The organism is Labrenzia sp. 011, assembly GCF_003075075.1.
Taxonomy (GTDB): domain Bacteria; phylum Pseudomonadota; class Alphaproteobacteria; order Rhizobiales; family Stappiaceae; genus Roseibium.
On sequence record NZ_QCYM01000008.1, the window covers coordinates 30,946 to 51,401 of the forward strand.

The 20,456-nt window shown below is 62.1% G+C and carries 17 protein-coding genes; all 17 read left to right on the forward strand.

The genetic code is table 11. The annotated features are described in order from the left end of the window. Positions 1 to 180 precede the first annotated feature (180 nt). Positions 181 to 648, forward strand: coding sequence for a division/cell wall cluster transcriptional repressor MraZ (locus DCO57_RS10550; protein ID WP_116698860.1), 468 nt, complete (start codon positions 181 to 183; stop codon positions 646 to 648). Then, positions 645 to 1,685: a 16S rRNA (cytosine(1402)-N(4))-methyltransferase RsmH gene (gene rsmH / locus DCO57_RS10555; protein ID WP_116698861.1), complete on the forward strand. Its 1,041-nt coding sequence runs from the start codon at positions 645 to 647 to the stop codon at positions 1,683 to 1,685. Before DCO57_RS10550 ends, rsmH begins: the two co-directional genes overlap by 4 nt. Positions 1,686 to 1,687: 2 nt before the next feature. Continuing rightward, positions 1,688 to 2,041 carry a hypothetical protein gene (locus tag DCO57_RS10560; protein WP_116698862.1) on the forward strand — a complete coding sequence of 118 codons (354 nt, stop codon included), beginning with the start codon at positions 1,688 to 1,690 and terminating at the stop codon, positions 2,039 to 2,041. Positions 2,042 to 2,051: 10 nt separating this feature from the next. Next, on the forward strand, positions 2,052 to 3,764 hold the full coding sequence (locus DCO57_RS10565) for a penicillin-binding protein 2 (protein ID WP_116698863.1): 1,713 nt from the start codon (positions 2,052 to 2,054) through the stop codon (positions 3,762 to 3,764). A 138-nt stretch (positions 3,765 to 3,902) separates the two neighbouring features. After that, positions 3,903 to 5,372, forward strand: a complete 1,470-nt coding sequence (locus tag DCO57_RS10570) for a UDP-N-acetylmuramoyl-L-alanyl-D-glutamate--2,6-diaminopimelate ligase (protein ID WP_116698864.1) — start codon at positions 3,903 to 3,905, stop codon at positions 5,370 to 5,372. Beyond that, positions 5,369 to 6,799 carry a UDP-N-acetylmuramoylalanyl-D-glutamyl-2,6-diaminopimelate--D-alanyl-D-alanine ligase gene (locus DCO57_RS10575; protein ID WP_116698865.1) on the forward strand — a complete coding sequence of 477 codons (1,431 nt, stop codon included), beginning with the start codon at positions 5,369 to 5,371 and terminating at the stop codon, positions 6,797 to 6,799. Before DCO57_RS10570 ends, DCO57_RS10575 begins: the two co-directional genes overlap by 4 nt. Before the next feature lie 10 nt (positions 6,800 to 6,809). Beyond that, on the forward strand, positions 6,810 to 7,895 hold the full coding sequence (gene mraY, locus DCO57_RS10580; RefSeq protein WP_116698866.1) for a phospho-N-acetylmuramoyl-pentapeptide-transferase: 1,086 nt from the start codon (positions 6,810 to 6,812) through the stop codon (positions 7,893 to 7,895). Positions 7,896 to 7,900: 5 nt separating this feature from the next. Next, positions 7,901 to 9,301, forward strand: a complete 1,401-nt coding sequence (gene murD, locus DCO57_RS10585) for a UDP-N-acetylmuramoyl-L-alanine--D-glutamate ligase (RefSeq protein WP_116698867.1) — start codon at positions 7,901 to 7,903, stop codon at positions 9,299 to 9,301. Then, positions 9,302 to 10,459 carry a putative peptidoglycan glycosyltransferase FtsW gene (locus DCO57_RS10590; RefSeq protein ID WP_116698868.1) on the forward strand — a complete coding sequence of 386 codons (1,158 nt, stop codon included), beginning with the start codon at positions 9,302 to 9,304 and terminating at the stop codon, positions 10,457 to 10,459. Between the two features lie 34 nt (positions 10,460 to 10,493). Beyond that, positions 10,494 to 11,600 (forward strand): undecaprenyldiphospho-muramoylpentapeptide beta-N-acetylglucosaminyltransferase, encoded by a 1,107-nt coding sequence (murG, locus tag DCO57_RS10595; RefSeq protein ID WP_116698869.1) that lies wholly within the window; start codon positions 10,494 to 10,496, stop codon positions 11,598 to 11,600. Next, positions 11,597 to 12,997, forward strand: a complete 1,401-nt coding sequence (murC, locus tag DCO57_RS10600) for a UDP-N-acetylmuramate--L-alanine ligase (protein ID WP_116698870.1) — start codon at positions 11,597 to 11,599, stop codon at positions 12,995 to 12,997. The genes murG and murC overlap by 4 nt, the downstream gene beginning before the upstream one ends. Positions 12,998 to 13,009: 12 nt before the next feature. After that, positions 13,010 to 13,981 carry a UDP-N-acetylmuramate dehydrogenase gene (gene murB / locus DCO57_RS10605; RefSeq protein ID WP_116698871.1) on the forward strand — a complete coding sequence of 324 codons (972 nt, stop codon included), beginning with the start codon at positions 13,010 to 13,012 and terminating at the stop codon, positions 13,979 to 13,981. Further along, complete coding sequence (locus DCO57_RS10610) at positions 13,982 to 14,908, forward strand: D-alanine--D-alanine ligase (protein WP_116698872.1); 927 nt, start codon at positions 13,982 to 13,984, stop codon at positions 14,906 to 14,908. It abuts the gene before it with no gap. Further along, on the forward strand, positions 14,896 to 15,810 hold the full coding sequence (locus DCO57_RS10615; protein WP_205756131.1) for a cell division protein FtsQ/DivIB: 915 nt from the start codon (positions 14,896 to 14,898) through the stop codon (positions 15,808 to 15,810). The genes DCO57_RS10610 and DCO57_RS10615 overlap by 13 nt, the downstream gene beginning before the upstream one ends. Continuing rightward, positions 15,807 to 17,129, forward strand: a complete 1,323-nt coding sequence (gene ftsA / locus DCO57_RS10620; RefSeq protein ID WP_116698874.1) for a cell division protein FtsA — start codon at positions 15,807 to 15,809, stop codon at positions 17,127 to 17,129. The genes DCO57_RS10615 and ftsA overlap by 4 nt, the downstream gene beginning before the upstream one ends. A gap of 115 nt (positions 17,130 to 17,244) precedes the next feature. Continuing rightward, on the forward strand, positions 17,245 to 19,047 hold the full coding sequence (gene ftsZ / locus DCO57_RS10625) for a cell division protein FtsZ (RefSeq protein WP_116698875.1): 1,803 nt from the start codon (positions 17,245 to 17,247) through the stop codon (positions 19,045 to 19,047). Between the two features lie 255 nt (positions 19,048 to 19,302). After that, a complete protein-coding gene (lpxC, locus tag DCO57_RS10630) occupies positions 19,303 to 20,247 on the forward strand; it encodes a UDP-3-O-acyl-N-acetylglucosamine deacetylase (protein WP_116698876.1) in 945 nt (314 codons plus the stop codon). Positions 20,248 to 20,456: the final 209 nt, after the last annotated feature.

The window sequence follows — 20,456 nt, forward strand, 5'->3', positions numbered from 1 at the left end:
TATCCCATGTGAACCCGGATCGGGGAGCGCGGGCCCGTCTCAAGTTGGGTCAGGAGTGGCAATTTAACGGCTCGGCAAGAGCTGAATTTGCAAATTGCATGTCCTGGCATGTTGCCGGTCTTCTTCTCGCTGGGGTTTCGTTTCGGGATTGGCGGGTGAAAACCCGTTTCGAGGGGTTTTATGGCCGGCTTTGTTTCTCACTTTACCAACCGGCTGGATGCCAAGGGTCGCGTGTCGATCCCGGCGCCCTTCCGTGCGGTGTTGGCGAGAGATGGGTATGAAGGCCTTTATTGCATCACATCTTCCCACTGCCAGGCGGTCGATGCCGGCGGGAATGAGTTATGCGCCGAAATCGAAAAATGTTCGGAGGCTTTCGCAAAGTTGTCGCCGGATCACGATGCGCTCTCGGTTGCGCTTTTCGGCGCTAGCGAGAACCCCAAGGTGGACGGGGATGGCCGGATGACCATTTCCGACATGATCCGCGAGCATACCGGCATCACCGATCAGGTGACCTTTGTCGGCATGAAATACAAATTCCAGATCTGGGAGCCGGAGAGGTTTCGCGAGTATCGCGCAGAGGCCCAAAAGCGTGCGTTCGCGATGCTGTCGGGGCAGGCCCCCGCATCTTCTGGAGGAGAACCGGCATGATGGCGCTCGGCGACAAGGATGCGCCTCTTGCCGCTGGCGGGCCCGGGCGCCATGTGCCGGTTCTCCTGACGGAAGTTCTGAAATGGCTCGACCCGCAACCCGGTGAGATCATCGTTGACGGTACCTTCGGGGCGGGAGGGTATTCCCGTGCCATTCTGGAGCGCGGTGCAACGGTTCTGGGAGTGGACCGCGACCCGGATGCGATCGCCGGCGGGCAGGACCTGGTGAAGGAGTCCGGCGGACGGCTGGTTCTTGTTCCCGGGCGGTTCGCCGACCTTGATGTTCATGCCCGAGACAACGGATTTGACGGGGTCGATGGCGTGGTTCTGGATCTCGGCGTGTCTTCCATGCAGCTCGACGAAGCGGATCGCGGCTTTTCCTTCATGCGTGACGGTCCCCTCGACATGCGTATGGAGCAGGCTGGACCCTCCGCGGCGGATGTGGTCAACGAGCTTCCGGTGAGGGACATGATCCGGATCATCGGACTTCTCGGTGAGGAAAAGCGCGCCACGACCGTCGCCCATGCCATTGATGCCGCGCGCAAGGAAAAGCCGTTTTCCCGCACGCTGGAGCTTGCAGGTCTGATCGAGAAGGTGCTCGGTCGGTCGCCCAGGAAGGCACAGATCCATCCTGCTACCCGTACATTCCAGGCGCTGAGAATTTACGTCAACGGCGAGCTGCATCAGGCGGCCGAGGCGCTTGGTGCCGCGGAGCGGATTCTCAGGCCTGGCGGGCGGCTGGTGCTGGTGAGTTTCCATTCTCTGGAAGACCGGATCGTCAAGCGCTTCTTTCAGGACCGGACCCGCACGCGCGGTGGCGGATCCCGTCATATGCCGGAGGAAGAAGTGCCTCCGGCGACATTCGAGCTGCTGACCCGCAAGGCGGTCGAGGCGGCGATGGACGAGACGGATGCCAATCCGCGTGCCCGGTCCGCAAAACTGAGGGCGGGCCGCCGCACGCAGGCGGCCGCACGTGATCTGGACATACATGCCGCAGGTGTTCCGCACCTGGCGGAATTTCATGGATTAGGGGGCTGAAAGTGGTTCGAACGCTGAACATCCTGTTCATTCTGGCGGTCGTGATCGGCGCGGCGACCGTTTACGACATGAAGCTGGCCGCAACGAAATCCGCGGAAAAGGTCGCGGAACTCCAGCGGCAGATCGACGAGGAGCGCGACAGGATCCAGCTGCTGAAAGCCGAGTGGAGTCTTTTGAACAAGCCGGACCGCCTGCAGACACTCGTTGGTCGCTACAACGATTACCTTCAACTTCAGCCGCTGGATGTGAAGCAGATCGTGACGCCGGAGGATCTACCGGCCCGACCGGTAATGCTCGAGCCTATCGGCGGCAATCAGATGGGCGGCTATGCCGGCTCCTCGGCAGTGATCCGGTGAGGAGCTGAACATGACAATGGTAAGTGAACCAGCAAGTTTCCTCCAGGTGCGGCGCGCGCAGCCGAGGGCCGCGCGCGGCTCCGTCTCCTCCAGTGCCGTCAAGTCGCGTGTCTATGTGGCGATGCTGGCCTTCGCCTGTGTCTATCTCGCGATCGGGGGGCGGCTTGTCCTGCTTGCCCAGATGGAAGAGGCACCGTCGCGGGCATGGATCTCCGCCCAGGACTCCGTGGCCGCTTCCCGTCCGGATCTCATTGATCGCAACGGTGAGATTCTGGCGACCGACATCAAGACCACTTCTCTCTATGCCGAGCCGCGCCGAATTCTCGACGTGGACGAGGCGCTCGAAGGGCTTGTCCGGGTTCTGCCCGAACTGGATGAAAAAACCGTGCGTCGCCGGCTGGAAAGCGGGGCGGGGTTTGTCTGGCTGAAACGGGAGATGACCCCGCAGCAGGCGGAGCAGGTGCATAACCTCGGCCTGCCGGGCATCGGATTCCTGTCTGAAAACCAGCGCTTCTATCCGGGAGGTCCGACCGCGGGGCACATTGTCGGCTCCGTCAACGTGGACAACCAGGGGCTCGCCGGTATCGAGAAATATATCGATGACGCCTGGCTGGCCGAGCTTCAGTCGCTGGGGTTTGCTTCAGACCGCACGATAGAGCCGGTACGCCTTTCCGTCGATCTGCGCGTTCAGCACGTGGTGCGTGATGAGCTGGTCAAGGCGATGGAGCGCTACAGGGCCATTGCGGCGGCGGGCATTGTTCTGGATGTAAAGACCGGCGAGGTCGTCGCCATGTCGTCCCTGCCGGATTACGATCCGAACGACCGGTCGCAGGCGCTGGAAAAGGACCGTCTGAACCGGGCAACCGGCGGTGTCTTCGAAATGGGGTCGGTGTTCAAGACCTTCACGGTCGCAATGGCGCTGGATTCGGGAGCGGTTTCCATCAACGACAGCTTCGATGCGACCCGCCCGATCCGGGCCGCGGGGCGCACGATCACGGATTTCCACGGGAAAAACCGCATTCTGTCCGTGCCGGAAATCTTCATCTATTCCTCCAATATCGGCACTGCGAAGATGATGCTGGCAACCGGCATTTCCCGGCAACAGGAATTCTTCAAGCGCCTTCACCTGACGGAGCGTCTGAAGACGGAGCTGCCGGAGAATGCGGCGCCGCTGCTGCCACCGAAATGGAACGAGCTGGCAGCCATGACGATCTCCTTCGGTCATGGCATTTCCGTCACGCCGATGCAGACCGCGGTGGCCGCTGCGGCGATCGTGAACGGCGGCAAGCTCATACCGCCGACCTTCCTGCCGCGCAGCCAGGAAGACGTTCAAGCCCTTGCGAAACAGGTCATTTCTCCGGACGTCAGCCGGATCATGCGGTATCTCTTCCGTCTCAACGTGCTGTCCGGTTCCGGGCGCAGGGCGGACGTACCGGGATATACCGTCGGTGGAAAAACCGGGACGGCGGAAAAGATCGAGAATGGCCGTTACATCAGCAGCAAGCGCCGCAATTCCTTCCTGTCCGCCTTCCCGATGGACGATCCGCGTTATGTGGTTCTGGTCGTGCTGGACGAGCCGAAATCGGAACGCAAGGGCATTGGTGCAACCGCCGGTCTCAACGCCGCCCCGACCGTGAGCGCGATCATCCGGCGTTCGGCCCCCATGCTCGGGGTGATGCCGCGTTTCGGCAAGGGGGATGAACCGATCGAGATTTCCTATTAAGGAGACACTGGATCCGCTTGCTCTCACATGAAGGCAAACGGGTCCATGGAAGCCTTGAAGACCGGCGGGTCGCATCCGCTATCCGGTGTTCAAAGACAGCTTCAGCAAGACGACGCACGAACCGGATGATCGGATGAGATGGATCTTGAATATTTAGCCGACGGGCTGACAGTGCCGGATGCGGCGAAGCAGCTGAAGATATCGGGCCTGACCGCAGACAGCCGGAAAGTCCGGCCCGGATTTCTGTTTGCGGCTTTCAAGGGCGCTTCGGTCGACGGAACCCGGTTTGCGCCCGATGCGGCCGCGGCCGGAGCCGTCGCGGTGCTGTGTGCCGATGATACAATGGATTCGGTGCGGGCCGCCTGTCCGCAGCACATGATCGTTATTGGCGCGCCGGAGCCTCGCCAGGTTTTTGCAAGAATGGCCGCACGGTTTTACGGCGCCCAGCCGGATACGATCGTCGCCGTCACCGGAACGGCGGGCAAGACCTCTGTCGCTCATTTCGTCCGCCAGATCTTTCAGGCTGCAGGGCATCCGGCCGCAAGTCTCGGAACTCTGGGAACGATCCGGCCGGGCGGCGAAAGCTATGGCGGTCTGACGACGCCCGACCCGGTGGCCCTCCACAAGGAACTGGCGGAGCTGGAGGCGGAAGGGATCGGCCATGCGGCCTTGGAGGCCTCCTCGCACGGGCTTGACCAGTTCCGTCTGGACGGGGTGCGTCTGACGGCGGCCGCCTTCACCAATCTCGGCCGCGATCACATGGATTACCACGCGACCGTCGAGGACTATCTGAAGGCCAAGCTGCGCCTCTTTTCCGATCTGCTGCCGGCAGGGGGAACAGTGGTTGTCGATCCGGGCGAGAAATACGCGGACCGGGTGCTGGCAGTCGCCGAAGCGCGCGGTCTTCCGCTGCTGACTGTCGGTGAAACCGGCAGGGGGGTGATGTTGACGGGCATGAAGCCCGTGGGGGCCGGGCAGGAACTGACGTTGCAGACGGCGCGTGGCGAATACAAGGTCACCCTGCCTCTGATCGGCCGGTTCCAGGTCTCCAATGCCCTGATTGCCGCCGGACTTGCCATTGCGGCCGGTATTGATGCCGGCACGGCTTTGCGCGCGCTGGAAAACCTGAAGGGCGCGCCGGGACGGCTCGAACTTGCCGGGACCACGAAGTCCGGAGGGCTTGTCTTTATCGACTACGCCCACAAGCCGGACGCGCTGGACAACGCGCTTGCCGCTCTGCGGCCGTTCGCCAAGGGAGCGCTGTCGGTCGTTGTCGGCGCCGGGGGCGACAGGGACCCGGGCAAGCGGGTGCTGATGGGGCAGGCTGCTGCCCGGCAAGCCGATGTGGTGATTGTCACCGACGACAATCCCCGTTCCGAAAACCCGGCGAAGATTCGCAAGGCCGTGCTGCAGGGAGCCCCCGATGCATTGGAAATCGGTGACCGCTATGAGGCTATCGCGGAAGGTGTCCGGCGGCTCGGGAAGGGCGATATCCTGTGTGTGGCGGGAAAAGGTCATGAAACCGGCCAGATTGTTGGCGACACAGTGATTCCCTTTTCGGATCACGAAGCCGTTACGCGCGCCATAAGCGTTGAAGGAAACAAATGAGCGACCCGCTTTGGACTTTGGATGCCTTCATCGATGCTGCCGACGGCAGCGTCAGGGGCGATATCGGCGCGGAAATTACCGGAATATCCATCGACAGCCGCACGGTTGAACCGGGCGATGCCTTTGTTGCGATCAAGGGCGACCGGCTGGACGGTCACGACTATGTGGCAGCAGCTCTTGAGGCCGGGGCATCGCTTGCCCTGGTGGCCGAAGAGCGTTTGCAGGAACTGCCCGAAGACGGGCGTTATGTGGTGGTTGCCGATCCGCTGGAAGCCTTGCGCGGACTGGCGGTCGCGGCGCGCGCACGCACCGACGCGCGCATCGTGGCGGTCACCGGTTCGGTCGGCAAGACCGGAACCAAGGAAGCCCTTCGCCTGACCCTGGAACCTTCGGGCAAGGTTCACGCGTCGGTGGCATCCTTCAACAACCACTGGGGCGTGCCGCTCACCCTGGCGCGCATGCCGGCGGATACGGACTACGGCATCTTCGAAATCGGCATGAATCATGCCGGGGAAATCATTCCGCTGGTCGGGATGGTGCGTCCGCATGTGGCGATCATCACGACGGTGCAGCCGGTGCATCTGGAGTATTTCGATTCCGTCGAAAAGATCGCCAAGGCAAAGGCCGAGATCTTCGAGGGTCTGGAGCCCGGTGGCGTCGCCATCCTCAACAGGGACAACCTCCAGTTCGATCTGCTGAAATTTCTGGCCGCGACGGCCGGCGTCGCGCGGATCCATACTTTCGGCGAGACTCGGGCTGCCGACAGTCACCTTCAGAAGGTGGCCGGGTACCCAGCCGGGTCGAGTGTCGATGCCAGCATTCTGGGTCAGGAAATCACCTACAAGATCGGTGCGCCCGGCAAACATCACGTGAAAAACAGTCTTGCAGTGCTGACCGCCGTGGCGGATCTCGGCGCGGATCTCGCCAAGGCAGGGCTGGCGCTCGACACGATGCGGGCACCGAAAGGGCGCGGAGAGGTGAGCCGGCTGCCACTGCCTGGCGGGGAACTCAACCTCATCGACGAAAGCTACAATGCCAATCCGGCCTCGATGCGTGCCGCATTCTCCGTTCTGGGGGAAGCGCCGATCAGGCGGCCCGGACGGCGCATCGCGGTCATCGGCGACATGCGCGAACTCGGCGAGGATGCCGACCGCCTGCATGCCGAGCTTTCCCGGCCGATCAGCGATGCGCAGATCGATGCGGTCTATTGTGCGGGGCCACACATGCATGCGCTGTGGCAGCAGCTGCCGCACGAGCTGCGCGCGCATTACTGCGAGGATGCAAAAGATCTGGAAGACGTGCTTTTGAGCGACGTGCGGCCGGGCGATGTTGTTATGATCAAGGGATCGCTCGGAACCCGTATGGGTCCGCTTGTCGAAGCCCTGAAAAAGGAATATCCGCCTGCGGACGATAGCGCAGCGGCATAAGGGATAGCTGATGTTTTATTTTTTGGGGCAATTTGCTGACCAGATCTCCGCATTGAATGTCTTCCGGTACATTACGTTCCGCACCGGCGGGGCCATCATGACGGCCCTGTTTTTTGTATTCCTGTTCGGGCCGAAAATCATTTCCAGCCTGCGAATCCGCCAGGGCCACGGCCAGCCCATTCGCGCCGACGGTCCCGAAAGCCATTTGCTGACCAAGAAAGGCACGCCCACCATGGGCGGGCTGATGATCCTCTCCGGGGCGCTGGTGGCCGCTCTGCTGTGGTCGGATCTGTCCAATCCCTACGTCTGGGTGGTGACAGGGGTCACCCTCGGCTTCGGCGGCATCGGTTTCTACGACGACTATCTGAAGGTGACCAAGTCGTCCCACAAGGGGTTCGGCGGCAAGGCGCGGCTCGGCCTCGAGTTTCTGATCGCGGCGATTGCGGCCTTTGCGGTCACGTTGCTCGATGCGTCGGAGTCTTCCGAGGCAATCACCTTTCCGTTCATCAAGGACTTCACACTCAATCTCGGACTGATCTTCATTCCCTTCGCAGCCTTCGTCATGGTTGGAGCGGGTAATGCGGTCAATCTGACCGACGGGCTGGACGGGCTTGCCATCGTGCCGGTGATGATCGCCTGCGCCTCCTTTGGCCTGATCGCCTATCTGTCCGGCAATGCGGTCTTCGCAAGTTACCTGCAGATCCATCACGTCGCCGGGACGGGCGAGCTGGCCGTGATCTGCGGAGCGGTGATCGGGGCAGGGCTCGGGTTTCTGTGGTTCAACGCACCGCCGGCCGCCATATTCATGGGCGACACCGGTTCTCTGGCGCTCGGCGGCATGATCGGTGCCATCGCGGTCGCCACGAAGCACGAGATCGTCCTGGCCATCATAGGCGGTCTTTTCGTTCTTGAAGCCGTTTCGGTGATCGTGCAGGTCATCTCCTTCAAGCTGACCGGAAAGCGCGTGTTCCGAATGGCGCCGATCCACCATCATTTCGAGATCATGGGCTGGACGGAAAGCCAGGTCGTGATCCGCTTCTGGATCATTGCGGTTGTTCTGGCCCTGCTCGGTCTTGCCACGCTGAAGCTGAGGTAGAGCGAATGATCGCGATCACCACATTCGAAAACGACACTGTCGCGCTGTTCGGGCTTGGCGGGTCCGGGCTGGCGACGGCGCGCGCGCTCAAGCTGGGCGGTGCGAATGTGGTGTGTTTCGACGACAACGAAGAACGGGTCGGGCAGGCGGCAGACGAAGGGCTCGAAACCTGTGACCTGCGCCAGCTGGACTGGAGCGGCATCGCCGCCCTGGTCCTGGCTCCCGGCGTGCCGCTGACCAATCCGGTGCCGCACTGGTCCGTGGATCTTGCCCGCCAGGCAGGCGTGGAGATCATCGGCGATGTGGAACTCTTCTGCCGGGAGCGGCGCAAGCTCTGTCCCGACGCACCGCTGATCGCCATCACCGGCACCAACGGCAAATCCACTACCACGGCGCTGATCGGTCATCTTCTGCGTGAAGTGGGCCTCGATGTGCAGGTCGGCGGCAATATCGGCGTACCGATTCTGGACCTGGAGCCACCGCAGCCCGGCCGCCACTATGTGATCGAATGTTCCTCCTATCAGGTCGATCTTTCGCCGACACTGGATCCGACCGTCGGGATCCTCATGAACCTTTCTCCGGATCACCTCGATCGGCACGGCACCATGGAAAATTATGCCGCCATCAAGGAACGGGTCGTGGCCGGGGCCAAGGTCGCGGTTGTCGGGGTTGATGACCCTCTGTCCTCCGCGATTGCCGACCGGCTGGAACTGGCCCGCAAGCCGGTTTGCCGCATTGCCGGCGAGCGGGAACTCACCAGCGGTATCTATGCCCGTCACGGACGTCTGATCGAGGCGCGGGACGGCAGCCAGAGCGAAATTGCACTTCTGGGCGGGATCGACAGCCTGCGCGGCGATCACAACGGCCAGAATGCGGCCGCCGCCTTTGCCGCCCTCAGGGCGCTGGAGATACCCGCCGACAGGATCGCGGCGGCGATGCCCTCCTTTCCTGGCCTGCATCACCGCATGGAAGTTGTCTCCAGACAGGGGCGGGTGCTCTTCATCAACGATTCCAAGGCCACCAACGCGGATGCGGCCGCACGGGCGCTTGCCAGCTTCGACCGGATCTACTGGATCGCGGGCGGGCGGGCCAAGGCGGGCGGTATCTCCTCGCTGGAAGAGTATTTTCCCAGGGTCGCCAAGACCTTTCTGATCGGCGAGGCGGCAGAGGAATTTGCCAAGACGCTGGAAGGTCGGGTGCCGTACAAGATCAGCAGCACGCTGCCGCAAGCGGTTGCCGACGCCACCCGCGAGGCGGCCGAGGACGGTGCGGAGGAGATCGCCATTCTGCTTTCGCCCGCCTGTGCCAGCTTCGACCAGTACCGGAACTTCGAATTGCGGGGCACCGCTTTTGTGGAGGCGGTGCGTGCCTTGCCGGATGCGGGTAACACGCAGGAGGTCGCCTAGATGGTATCACGCGCAGATCGCAGCCGGTTCGCCGAGTGGCTCTGGACCGTGGATCATTATCTGCTTGCCGCCTTCGGTCTGCTGATGGTCGGAGGTGTTGTCCTGTCCTTTGCGGCAAGCCCGCCCGTTGCCGAGCGGATCGGTGTCGACACCTTCTTCTTCGTCAAACGCCAGGCTCTGTTTCTCCTGCCGGCCATTACCGTCATGCTGGCGGCCTCGCTGATGTCGCCACGGGCGATCCGGCGGGCCGCGCTGATCGTCTTCATCGTGTCGCTGATCCTGATGATCGCGACGCTGTTCGCCGGCTTCGAGGCAAAGGGTGCACGACGCTGGATCTATATCGCCGGGTTTTCCCTGCAGCCGTCCGAATTCCTCAAGCCGGCCTTCGTGGTGCTGATCGCCTTTCTGCTGTCGGAAAGCGGCCGCCGCCGGGAAGTGCCGGGCGTGCTGTTTGCCTTCGTGCTGTTCGCCATCTGCGCGGCGTTGCTGATCGCGCAGCCCGATTTCGGCCAGACCATGCTTCTGGGCCTCGTCTGGGCAGGGCTTTTCTTTCTCAACGGCATTTCCTGGATCATCATCATGGCGCTGGGGCTGATCGGCATCGCCGGGCTGTTCGCCGCCTACGCCTTCCTGCCCCATGTGACCAACCGCGTGGACCGGTTTCTGGACCCGAGTTCCGGGGATACCTTCCAGGTCGACACAGCGATGGATTCCTTTCTTGCAGGCGGGTGGTTCGGGCGCGGACCGGGTGAAGGCACGGTGAAGCGCATTCTTCCCGACAGCCATACGGATTTCATCTTTGCGGTTGTCGGCGAGGAATTCGGGGTCCTGGCCTGTCTGCTGCTGGTTTCGGTCTTCGCCTTCATCGTCATTCGCGGCCTGAACCATGCCAGCCGGGACCAGGATGCCTTCAGCCGTCTTGCCACGGCGGGCCTTGTGGTTCTTTTCGGCCTGCAGGCAACCATCAATCTCGCCGTCAACCTGCACCTGATGCCGTCCAAGGGCATGACCCTGCCCTTCATTTCCTATGGAGGGTCGTCGCTCCTGTCATCGGCCATGACGGCGGGCGCCATCCTGGCCCTGACCCGACGACGACCGCAGCCTTCCCGTAGTGAGGCCGTCACCGTAAGCAGGTTGTCGCCATCGTCGTTGATGTGAAGCCAGATCGAACGTTAGGCCAGAAGCCGGACCCATGAGCAAAACAGTATTATTGACAGCCGGCGGAACAGGCGGCCACCTTTTTCCAGCACAGGCGCTGGCCGGTGAACTCACCCGGCGGGGCTGGTGCGTCGAGCTGGCCACGGACGAGCGGGCGGACAAATACGGCTCGGCCTTTCCGGCCCGCAAGGTTCACATCATCGCCTCGGAGACCATCCGCGGCCGGAACCCGGTGTCGCTGGCCAGAACGGCATTCAGCCTGCTGCGCGGCACGCTTCAGGCCCGGTCGCTGATCCGGGCGCTCAAGCCGGATGTGGTCGCCGGCTTCGGCGGCTATCCGACCTTCCCGCCCATGTATGCGGCACGGCTGACCGGCACGCCTTCCATTCTGCACGAGGCAAATGGCGTCATGGGCCGGGCGAACAGGCTGCTGGCCAGGGGCGTTACCGCCATTGCCACCAGCGTGCCCATTGCGGATCTGCCCGAAGATCTGTCGCGCAAACTTGTCGAAACCGGCAATCCGGTCCGCGAAGCGGTTTTGGACGCTGCGGAACTGCCCTATTCCGCACCGGTTGCCGGGGGGGATTTCAGGCTGCTCATTTTCGGAGGGTCGCAGGGGGCAAGGTTCTTCTCGGATCTCGTGCCGCCGGCGCTCAAGGAGTTGCCGGCGGAAATCCGCGCAAGGCTCAGGATCGTGCAGCAATGCCGTCCGGAAGACCTGGAGCGGGTGCAGAAGGCCTGTGACGGGCTCGGGGTCCAGGCCGAATGCGCGCCGTTCTTTCAGGATATGCCGCAGCGCATCGCCCAGGCCCATCTGGTCCTTTGCCGCTCCGGAGCCTCTTCGGTCAGCGAGCTCAGCGTGCTCGGCCGCCCGTCGATACTGGTGCCGCTGCCCGGTGCGATCGATCAGGACCAGGCCGCCAATGCAAGGGTCCTGGAAAAGGCGGGCGGTGCCTGGCCGATCCGGCAGGTGGACCTGTACCCTGAACGCCTCGCCAGGGAGATCATCCGTTTCATGGAAACGCCGGACATGCTCGCGGCGGCGGCTGAAAATGCCCGCAGTGTCGCCAGACCCGACGCAGTGAAACGTCTTGCGGACCTCGTCGAGAAGGTCGCCAGCAAAGAAGGAGAACGGCCATGAAAATGCCGCAGGATATCGGACCGATCCATTTTGTCGGGATCGGGGGGATCGGCATGAGCGGGATAGCAGAGGTGCTCAAGACCCTCGGCTATCAGGTTCAGGGATCGGACATGGCGGAAAACGCCAATGTGCAGCGCCTCAGGGCGCATGGCATCGCGGTGACCGTGGGCCACGCGGCCGAGAATCTTGGCGATGCGGAAGTTCTCGTGGTCTCTTCGGCGATCAGGAAGGACAATCCCGAACTGGTTGCCGCCCGGGAGAAACTTGTTCCGGTGGTCCGGCGCGCGGAAATGCTTGCCGAGCTGATGCGCTTCAAGCAGGCGATTGCGGTTGGCGGAACCCACGGCAAGACCACGACAACCTCCATGGTGGCCGCACTCCTCGACGCGGGCAATCTCGATCCGACCGTCATCAATGGCGGCATCATCAATGCCTATGGCACCAATGCCCGCATGGGCAAGGGGGACTGGATGGTGGTGGAGGCGGACGAAAGCGACGGCACCTTCGTCAAGCTGCCGGCGGATATTGCCGTCGTCACCAACATCGACCCGGAGCATCTCGATCACTACGGCGATTTTGCGGGCGTTCGTGCCGCCTTCCGGCAATTCGTGGAAAACGTGCCGTTTTACGGATTTGCCGTGATGTGTCTGGACCATCCGGAGGTTCAGACCATGATCGGCGCGATCGAGGACCGGCGGGTCGTCACCTATGGGACCAATCCGCAGGCGGACATCCGCTTCACCGACGTTTCCATGGACGGCGGCAAGTCGGTCTTCTCCGTGACCATTCGCGACCGCCGGACAGGTGAGGTGATCGAACTGAAGGATCTGGTTCTGCCGATGCCGGGGCTGCACAATGTGTCCAACGCGACGGCTGCCATTGCCGTGGCTTCCCAGCTGGGCGTGTCTGCGGAGGAGCTCAAAAAGGGCATATCCACCTTTGGCGGGGTCAAGCGCCGCTTCACCCTGACAGGTTCGGTCGGCGGCATTCAGATCTTCGACGATTACGGCCATCATCCGGTGGAGATAAAGGCCGTGCTGCATGCTGCGCGCGAATCCACCAGTGGCAAGGTTATCGCGGTCATGCAGCCGCACAGATATTCCAGGCTCGCCAGCCTGTTCGACGATTTCTCGAATTGTTTCAATGATGCCGATGCGGTGATCATCGCGCCGGTCTATGCCGCGGGCGAGCAGCCGATCGAAGGGGCCGCGCACACGGACCTGGTCTCCGGCATGAAGACCCGCGGGCACCGCAATGTCCGGGCCATCGAAGGCCCCGATGAACTGCCGGCGATCGTGAAGGAATTGGCCGAGCCGGGGGATTTCGTCATCTGTCTTGGGGCGGGAAACATTACCCAGTGGGCCTATGCGCTGCCGAAACAGCTCGAAGACCTGTAAGGGAGACTTTCAATGGGTTTTCCCGATCTCCTTGAGACCATCCCGGATCTTGGCGAAGGCATTCGCGGCAGGCTGACCGCAAATCAGCCGCTTTCCGCCGTCACCTGGTTTCGCACCGGCGGCCCGGCGCAGCTCATGTTCCAGCCGGCGGACGAAGCGGATCTTTCCGCGTTCCTGCGCAAATTGCCGAAGGACATTCCCGTGCTTCCGGTCGGTCTGGGATCGAATCTCTTGATCCGTGACGGTGGACTGGAGGGCGTTGTCGTCCGGTTGAGCGCCAGAGGGTTCGGGGCGATCGAGGCAATCGGGGGCAACCGGCTCAGGGCAGGTGCTGCCGTGCCGGACAAGCGGCTTGCGGAAGCCGCGGCGGAGGCCGGTCTCGGCGGGTTTGCCTTTTACACGGGCATTCCGGGAGGCCTGGGCGGTGCCCTGCGCATGAATGCGGGGGCGCATGGAACGGAAACCCGTGAGCGGATGATCGAACTTACCGCCTATGACCGTGACGGCAACCGCCATGTTCTGAGCAATGCCGACATGGACTATGCCTACAGGCATTCCTCGGCGCCGAAGGACCTGATTTTCACCGCAGGGGTGTTCGAAGGCGTGCCGAGCGACATGCAGTCCATCCGCGCGGAAATGGCGGATGTCGTCGCGCACCGGGAAAAGGCGCAGCCGATCCGGGAAAAGACCGGGGGGTCGACCTTCAAGAATCCGCCGGGCGCTTCAGCCTGGAAAGTGGTCGATGCCGCCGGTTGCCGCGGACTGACGGTCGGCGGAGCGCAAATGTCGGAGATGCACTGCAATTTCATGATCAACACCGGCAACGCCAGCGGACACGACCTGGAGCTGCTCGGAGAAACCGTGCGGGCACGGGTCCTGAAACACAGCGGCATCAGGCTGGAATGGGAAATCAAGCGGCTCGGACAGTTCGGACCCGAAGGTCCGGTCGAACCGTTTCTGGGCGAAAAAGAGGAGGCTGCGTAAATGGCCGGAAAACATGTTGCCGTGCTGATGGGCGGCTGGGTCAACGAACGCCCTGTAAGCCTCTCGACCGGCAAGGAATGCGCTGCGGCCCTGGAAGAGGCCGGTTACCGGGTGACCCGTGTCGATGTGGACCGGAATATCTCCGCTGTTCTGCAGGAGCTGCGGCCGGATGTGGTCTTCAACGCCCTTCACGGTCCCTTTGGCGAGGACGGTTGCGTTCAGGGAATATTAGAGTTTCTTAACATCCCCTATACGCATTCCGGCGTCATGGCATCGAGCCTTGCAATGAACAAGGTGAAGGCCAAGGCGGTCATGGCGGCGGCCGGGGTTCCGGTGACCGAGCATGTGGTCGTGAACCGCCGGGACATCCTTCGCAAGCACCCGATGGAGCCGCCTTATGTGCTCAAGCCGATCAATGAAGGGTCGAGCTTCGGGGTGCTGATTGTCCAGAAAGATCAAGAGTTTCCGCCGCAGGAACTGAGCCGCGCGGACTGGGCCTTCCCGGAGGTGCTTATGTGCGAGAAGTTCATCGCCGGCCGGGAGCTGACCTGTGCTGTCATGAATGACAGGGCACTCGGCGTCATAGATATCCTTCCCCAGGGGCAGGGGTTCTACGATTATGAAGCGAAATATGCACAAGGCGGTTCAAAACACATTCTTCCTGCGAAAATTTCACCGATTGTTTACCAAAAGATAGAGACACTAGCAGTCAAGGCGCATCACGCTTTGGATTGTCGCGGTGTTTCCCGCGCAGATTTCCGATTCGATGAACGGGAAGATGGATCCGGTGAAGTGATTTGTCTTGAAGTGAACACGCAACCAGGCATGACGCCAACCTCTCTTGTGCCGGAAATGGCGGCCCACAAGGGGATGAGTTTCAAGGACCTGGTAAGCTGGATGGTAGAGGACGCAAGTTGCTGTCGCTAGGACGCAAACATAAACGCAATTCCCTGACCCGCCTGGAGGCCGAGCTGGCTCCGCGCGGGCGCGGTGTTGCGCGTTTGCATCGCCAGCCGGTCTGGCGGGCAGCGGGACGCCTTACCGAATTGCCGCAATGGGCCGGCTCTGCTGCTGCACTGGGTTTCTTAACCTTAACAATTGGTTATGGAATAGTCATAGGGGGGCACGGCCGGATCGTTTCCGATGCGCTGCTGTCTGCCGCGGGCTTCGGTGTCGAGGCTGTGAAGCTTTCCGGTCAGCGTGAGATCGACGAATTCCAGATCCTCGAAGCCCTCGAGATTCATGAAGGCTCCTCCCTGGCACTGTTCGATGCGGAAGGGGCACGCGAGCGTCTGAACCGGATGGCGTGGGTGAAAAACGCTTCCGTCATGAAGCTGTATCCGAGCACGCTGCAGATCAATATCGAGGAACGGGTTCCCTATGCGCTCTGGCAGCGCGGTGATCTGGTCTCGATCATCAACGAATCAGGCGACGTGATCACCGACGAAGTCGATGGCCGCTATGCGAATCTTCTTCTCGTGGTCAATCACGGAGCGCAACGCCGGGCTGTGGAAATCAATTCGGCTCTGGCCGAGGTGCCTGAACTTCGTCCGCGTGTGCGGGCGGCGTTTCTGATCAGTGATCGCCGCTGGGATCTGCAGCTTGAAAACGGTATTTCCATCAGTCTTCCGGAAAACAACATCGATGCGGCCCTGGCCGACCTGATGAAAATGGATCGGGAAAGCGGGCTGCTGTCCCGTGACATCGTGGCGATCGATCTGCGCCTCGCGGATCGGGTGACCGTCCGCCTGTCCGACGAAGTCGCCGAGCAGCGCAAGGTCATGACCGGCGGCAAGGGCCGGACCGGCAAGAAGGAGCGGGATACATGAGCCGCTCTTCCAGCCATCTCTATCTGCCGAAAATGCGGCCATTGCCGAGCCGGCGCGCTGTCATCATGTCGGTCCTGGACGTCGGGTCGACGAAAGTCTGCTGCCTGATCGCGAAGCTTGTGCCGCGGGACGACAAGTCGATCCTGTCGAGCCGGTCCCACAAGGTCGAGGTGCTCGGATACGGGTATCAGCGCTCGCGGGGCATCAAGTCCGGAGTCGTGGTCGACATGGACGCCGCCGAGCAGGCGATACGCCAGGCAGTCGACAGTGCCGAACGCATGGCCGGCGTGACGGTCGAATCGCTGATCGCCAATATCAGCTGCGGCCGTCTGCAGAGCGAAATTTACAGCGCCGGTGTGCCGCTGGCCGGTGAAAGCGTGTCGGAGGCCGATATCCAGCGGGTTCTTTCCGCCGGTTCCAGTCATTCCGTCACGGACGGCCGGGCGGTCACGCATGCGCTGCCGATTTCCTATTCACTGGACGGCAGCCGCGGCATCCGCGACCCGCGTGGCATGATGGGGCACAAGCTCGGTGTCGAAATGCAGGTGGTCACGGCGGAAGTGCCGCCGGTCCGCAATCTGGAACTTTGCATCAACCGCGGTCATCTTCACGTGGAAACCATGGTGGCAACGCCCTTTGCCAGTGGGTTGTCAACCATCGTCGACGATGAAGCGGAGCTGGGCGTTGCCTGTATCGACATGGGCGGCGGAACGACGACCCTGTCGGTCTTCGTCGACGGTCACATGGTCCATCTGGATGCCATTGCCGTTGGCGGCAACCATGTGACCACGGATATCGCGCGCGCCTTCGCCACCCGCCTTCAGGATGCGGAGCGCCTGAAAACCCTTTATGGCTCGCCGCTGGCCTCCAGCTCGGACGACCGTGACCTGCTCACGGTGCCGCCGCTGGAAAGCGACAGCGACCTGCCGAACCAGATCCCGCGCTCGGCGCTGACCCGGGTCATCCGGCCGCGTGTGGAAGAAATCCTGGAACTTGTGAGAGATCGCCTGACTGCCTCCGGTTTCGCCGGTCGGGTGGGCAAGCAGATCGTGCTGACGGGGGGCGCAAGTCAGCTCACGGGTCTGGGAGAAGTTGCGCGTCACGTCCTGGGGCGCAACGTCCGTCTTGGCCGGCCACTTGGTGTCGCCGGTCTTCCCGAAGCCGCCAAAGGTCCGGCATTTGCCGCCGCGGTCGGCCTCTTGATTTATCCGCAAGTCGCTCAGATCGAACAGTTCGAACACAAGAACCGGAGATCTGGGTGGGGCGGGCAATCTGGTTATCTGGCCCGCGTGGGCCAGTGGATCAGGGAAAGCTTCTGACGACATGAGCCAAGAAGACGAAAACCAGGAATTTGAGCTGCCAGAAATGGCGGAGAAGATTAGGGAAGAAGAGGGTTCTCCCGTAGCGGGGGCGCCAGTGGGTCGCGAGGATAATATGACCATCAACCTGAAGATGCCCGACATTCAGGAGCTGAAACCGCGCATTACGGTCTTCGGCGTCGGCGGCGCGGGCGGAAACGCCGTCAATAACATGATCACAGCAGGCCTCCAGGGGTGCGACTTCGTTTGCGCCAACACGGATGCCCAGGCACTGGCCATGAACCAGTCCGAACGCCTCGTCCAGATGGGCGTGGCGGTCACGGAAGGTCTTGGTGCAGGCTCACAGCCCGAAGTCGGTTCGGCCGCGGCTGAAGAGGTGATCGACGAGATCAACGACCATCTGTCCGGATCGCACATGGTGTTCATCACCGCCGGAATGGGCGGCGGCACCGGCACCGGCGCGGCTCCCGTGATTGCCCGCGCGGCGCGCGAACAGGGCATTCTGACGGTTGGCGTCGTGACCAAGCCGTTCCAGTTCGAAGGCGCTCGCCGGATGCGGATTGCCGACAGTGGCATCGAGGAACTGCAGCGCAGTGTCGATACGCTGATCGTGATTCCGAACCAGAACCTGTTCCGGATCGCCAACGCGCAGACCACGTTCGCCGATGCATTCGCGATGGCCGACCAGGTGCTGTATTCCGGTGTCGCCTGCATCACCGACCTGATGGTGAAGGAAGGTCTCATCAACCTCGACTTCGCCGACGTCCGTTCCGTGATGCGCGGCATGGGCAAGGCTATGATGGGAACCGGCGAGGCCAGCGGCGAGAAGCGCGCGCAGCAGGCGGCGGAAGCTGCCATCGCCAATCCGCTTCTTGACGAATCCTCCATGAAGGGCGCCAGGGGCCTGCTGATCTCCATCACGGGCGGCAACGATCTGACGCTGTTCGAGGTGGACGAGGCGGCAACCCGTATCCGCGAGGAAGTCGATGCGGATGCCAACATCATCCTGGGAGCAACATTCGACGAGACCCTTGATGGCATCATTCGGGTTTCGGTCGTGGCAACGGGCATCGACAAGGAGGAAGGTCTTGCGGCCAACACGTTTCCCTCCGCAGGTGCACAACCCCTGAAAACCGAGGCGCCGGCACCTGCGCGCGTCCCGGAATTCACGACGGCCAAGCCGGCTGCAGCGGCTGAAAAAGTCCATGCGATGGATGCTGCTGCCAAGGCAGTCGCCAATCTGGAAAAGGAACTGGCCCTGCCGGATCCCCGGCCGGTTTCGGTCGCCAGCGATCCCGACGTGGAGATCAAGCGTGTTCAGCCAACGAGCGCGGCCCTTGCCAGCAAGGCTGCGATGATGGATCTCGAAGACGATGCGCCCGCGCAGGTCGTCGAGGACACGCCGCTCAGCAAGCCGTATATCCCGCCGGCAGCCGAGGAGCACAACACGACGCCACGCATGCCGCGCGTCGAGGACTTTCCGCCGATCGCCCAGCGTGAAATCCGCGCTCAGCAGACGACCGCAAGTCCTGCACGGCAGCCGCTGGTAAATGAGCCTGCACCAGCTCCCGCCCAACCTGCGGCTCCTGCCGCCGGTTACGAGGAGCATGGTGAGGAAGACAGGCGCCCGATGGGTCTTCTGCGCCGCCTTGCCAGCGGCCTCGGCCGCCGGGAAGACGAGGAAGACGAGCACGAGGCAGAGGCTCCGGTCAGACGCCCCGCACCGCAGATGCAGCAGGTGCCTCAGGCGACACCGCGCGCTCCCCAGACCGCACCGCGCGCACCGCAGCCGCGTCCTTCCGCACAGGGCGCCGCGGGACAGCTCGACGGTACCGGCCGGGCGGCGCCCAAGCCGGTCAGCACGACTGACGACGAACAGTTGGAAATCCCGGCCTTTCTTCGCCGCCAGGCCAACTGATTCTCGACGCGATTGTCTTCCCTGATCGCGACAGCCCGGAGCTCACGCTCCGGGCTGTTTCTGTAGGTGGAAAATTTTCTTTTTAAAATCAGCATGTTATGAAGCTGTGAATCGTTACAAACCGTAATAAAGCTTTATTTCGCTCTCTTTGGCATCGGGACTATCTTCCCCTCAAACCGTGATCGTTAAAAGTCCGTAACCTGCGAGGGGGAAATACCGGCCTTTTTTGATCGCAAACCGGAAGGGCAAGGGTACATGACAACATATGTCGATCGACAGACAACACTCGCAGATCAGGTCACGCTGACCGGGGTTGGTGTTCATTCGGGCAAGCCCGTGTCGATCACATTGGTACCCGCCGAATCGAGCGTGGGGATCGTTTTCACCCGGAGCGACAAGGACATGTCCTCGGAAGTTTCCGCGCAGTGGAACAAGGTGTCCTCGACTGCCCTTTGCACGGTGCTTGGCGATCCCGCAGGCGATGGCGTGGCGACGGTCGAACATCTCATGGCGGCTCTTGTCGGTATGGGTGTGGACAATCTCATTATCGAGGTCGACGGACCGGAAATGCCGATCATGGACGGCAGCAGCGCTGCTTTCGTCGAAGCGATCGAGCAGACGGGGCTGAAAAAGCTGGACCGTGGCCGCCGGTATCTCAAGATCAGGAAAACCGTCCGCGTCGACAATGGCAGTGCCTGGTGCGAGCTGCATCCTTATGACGGGACGAAGTTCGACATCACCATCGATTTCGACACACCGCTGATCGGCCGCCAGCGGTTCGAGTCGGACATGACCCCGCAGGTGTTCCGCGACGAGGTTTCCCGGGCACGCACCTTCGGTTACGTCAAGGATGTCGAGCAGCTCTGGAAGATGGGGTTTGCCCTCGGTTCCTCGCTGGAAAACTCCGTCGCCATCTCCGAAGACAAGGTGCTCAACCCGGAAGGCACGCGCTGGCCGGATGAGTTTGCCCGTCACAAGACGCTGGACGCAATCGGCGACCTTGCCCTGGCCGGTCTGCCTATCCTGGGTCTCTACCGGTCCTACAAGGGCGGTCACAAGATGAACAATGCCATTCTGGTCAAGCTGTTCGAGGACCCGAGCGCGTTCGAGATCGTCGAAGCGCCGGCTTTCCGTCAGGTCGGTCAGGTGGACAAGGGCGGTCTGGCCGCATCCGCCGCCTTCGGTCCGGACGTTTCCTGATCTGAGCTCGGGCCGTTTTCCGCAAACGGCCGTTTGTCAATTCGGCGGAAAACACCACAATTCGAGCGGGTTGCCATAAATTTGCTTAAAAATACCGTCAGATGCCGATGAGGACGTGACGGGGACGGGTGCTTTCCGCTAAACACTCCTGTCGATGAAATACGTGGCCGTTTAGAATTGGCCGGTTGGGCCGTTACGGCCGGGAGTAT